Annotated in this window: 2 protein-coding genes and 1 pseudogene; all 3 read right to left on the minus strand. The window is 40.5% G+C overall.

Translation table 11 applies throughout. The annotated features are described in order from the left end of the window. Positions 1-140 precede the first annotated feature (140 nt). Positions 141-284 (minus strand): annotated as a pseudogene (locus J5I83_RS14020) (IS5/IS1182 family transposase); the annotation flags it as partial. 442 nt (positions 285-726) lie between these two features. Then, entirely contained in the window at positions 727-1,527 is an 801-nt protein-coding gene (locus J5I83_RS14025) for an HAD family hydrolase (protein ID WP_304057253.1), read from the minus strand. Beyond that, positions 1,527-2,543, minus strand: a complete 1,017-nt coding sequence (locus J5I83_RS14030) for an L-threonylcarbamoyladenylate synthase (RefSeq protein WP_304057254.1) — start codon at positions 2,541-2,543, stop codon at positions 1,527-1,529. The genes J5I83_RS14025 and J5I83_RS14030 overlap by 1 nt, the downstream gene beginning before the upstream one ends. Positions 2,544-3,074 lie beyond the last annotated feature (531 nt).

Consider the following 3,074-nt stretch of genomic DNA (forward strand, 5'->3'; position numbering starts at 1 on the left):
TCGCCTGGGACTGAAGGTGGCTTTTTTGCGCCTTTTATTGATTCAGTTGGCCAATCCTATAAGGAGCGAACTTGTAACTGTTGATGTGAATACTCGGCATGCTAAAATTATATTAGCGGCCGGGTGAGTTTTGCAGGGCCGACTAAATACAGCGCCGCACAAAATACTTTGTACAAATCGATTCGACGTGGACTAGTCTTCTTGCGCGCACTTTCCAGCAGTGGGCGGATCTGCTCAAACTGTTCGCGACTGATATCGCTGGATAATGTGTTCTCATCTTGCAAGTATTACATTTTTTCTGTCAAATCAGAGGACTCTGAACAGGTTCTTAGCCGGCCTTTACAAAATCCATATTGCTGCGTGACAAAAAAGCAGTAGCGGGTTCATGAGTCTGCAGGACGAGACGCGGTATAAATTTGACAAGACATTGTGCTATAGAGATGGTAGAGATTAATGCTCATACCGACACTTTCCTTGTTGAAGTGCAGGTTGCTGTCTTAAGAGGCTTGCTTGCTTTATCTATCAGTTAGTGCAGGGGGAGGCGCAACGGCAATTCCAGTTTGTTCCGAGTATATTATTGAGTGCGCCGTACAACAACGCGATATTATGGGGCGATTAAATCCGCACCTGCTTGAAAGCAAGTAAACCGCGCAATGATAACATGTAGGGCGATGATAGTCTCATCTCCCTTTTTCTGAATTATATAAAATTATTACCGGATTGAGCTTATAGAATTTGCTGATCGTTAGATTCTATTAAAGTTACTAAGGTTGAAGCATCTAGCCAGCCATTATTGAGATTGGGGATATTCCCTGAAATGATGGAAGCCAATCTAGTTGGTTCTCCCAAATCAGTTAAAACCATTGCTGCACCATTGAAATTTTGTGAATGTGTGTATTCGCTTACTGTGATAATAGTTTTAATACCCGCTGAGCGAGAAGATTTTAAACCATTTTCTGAATCCTCAATCGCAATACATTGTTGAGGTGGTAATCCAAGTTTTTCGAGTACCCAGTTATAGATATCTGGAGCGGGTTTTTTTTGAGGTACGACATCTCCTGCACCGATGACATCAAACCAGCTAAGAGACTCTTCGCCTAATGTAAATTTTAATAAAGAAGTAACATTTTCTGGTGTCGTGGTTGTAGCAATGGCTATTTTTATTTCTTTTTCTCGTAATTCATGAATTAGCCGTGCAACACCGGGCCGCAGAGGTATGCAGCCTTTTGCTAATAAGTCAAGAAAATATTTGGTCTTGGTTTTATGTAGCTCAGCGATCCAGCTAGATAAATTATCTTTATTTAAGGCATTGGGTACGTATTTTTCCATGTAATATCGGATACGTTCTTTACCACCAGTAACTTGGAGTAACTCACTGTAAAGTTCGACATCCCAATTCCAGTTAAGACCAAATTCTTTGAATGCGGCGTTAAAGGCGGGGCGATGACCGTCTCGCTCAGTATCAGCGAGAGTGCCATCAACATCAAATAGTACAGCAGAAAGTGACGTATTATTATTTTTTTTCATTAGTGAATAGCTGTAGAAAAACTAGCGCGTTGCAAACGATCAGAAATAGTTAACCATGCAGGATCATCGGGAGGTGCTTCTGCCAGTAATCGAGAAAAACCTTTCTGATCAAGTTGGCGAAGAGTTGCATACAAATGATGGCCATATTCAATAGAGTCTGCAGGCATTAAAAAATGATGAATATTTTCATTTGAATCTTGGGAAAAGTAATCAGGAGTAGACCATGTGACCAGAGCAATCCGTAATCCCTTCTTACTCAATTCTTGCGCACGTTGTTGAATTGATTCGGATGGCCACACTTCAAGAGGTGTTACAGGGGCGTAATGAGAAGATAGTGTGCCAGGAGCGCGTAAAGTTATATTTTGAGCTTTTTGCACGATAACTTTTTGTTTTAGTATCTCTTCAAGTGATGTTACGGGGATGCCGCCGGGCCGTAAAAGTATGGCTGTCGAATGATAAAAGCCAACAATGGTACTTTCTAAGCCAACTTTGCAGGGGCCTCCATCCAAAATCATGCTTACTTCATGACCGAATTCTTCATGCACATGACTTGCCGAAGTTGGGCTTAGTCGGCCAAAGCGATTGGCTGAAGGTGCGACAAGGGCTTTACCTGCACCGAGTGCTTTTAGTAACGCAAGCGCGATCGGATGGTCCGGAATACGCAAGCCAACAGTGTTTTGACCCCCTGTTACGCTAAGTGGCACATGTGGGCTTCTGGGCAAAATTAAAGTAAGAGGGCCAGGCCAGAAATGCTCGGCTAATTGTTTGGCTGGCTCAGGAACATCAGTTGCCCAGTACTCTAATTGATTCATTTCAGCGAAATGAACGATAAGGGGATGATTGGTTGGGCGTCTTTTTATTTCATAAATACGATTTATCGCTGATGGGTTAGTAATATCCGCGCCGAGTCCGTAAACAGTTTCCGTTGGAAAAGCTACGTTTTTGCCTGCCTTTAGGAGAGCAACAGCTGCAGCAATTTTATCGTTAAGTGGATGTAAGGCTATCCGCTCATTCATTTTCTAGATAAAAATAAGTAGATCAAAATCAAAAACTAATAGTTGCTATTTAATCGCTAAACGCTAAATTATGATTTTAATGAAGGGTTTCGGGTGCACGTTAATGATTTTCTAATAAAAAGTAACCGCCACATGAAAGGATACAAATTATCGAGTTTATTTTAATATTATTTTAAGCTAGAAACGCCTGTAATTAACTAGAAGGTAGCAAGAAATATCTCATCTTTCAAATAATTTTGCATAATTCTGAAACTATAGATAGTTATTTTGTGAAATAGTACCCAAAAACTAGATTCCAGTTGAGTAAATTTTAAATCTTGGAATGATAATTTATCGTTCGCTCAAACTATTGAAGTAGCAATATATTTTATTTGTTTTTGTAAAATCCCCTCCTGTAAATATGGAAAACCACTTGACTAAAGTGATTAAGGTGACTAGCCTGTAGAGTGTAGCCAGCAAAGGGAGTTGAAGTTTTCAGCTGGAACAAAAAAAGGAGTAGTTTAGTCGAATGCTAGACAGAGACCATGAGAG

Source organism: Nitrosomonas communis (assembly GCF_024102715.1).
GTDB classification, from domain to species: Bacteria; Pseudomonadota; Gammaproteobacteria; order Burkholderiales; family Nitrosomonadaceae; genus Nitrosomonas; species Nitrosomonas communis_B.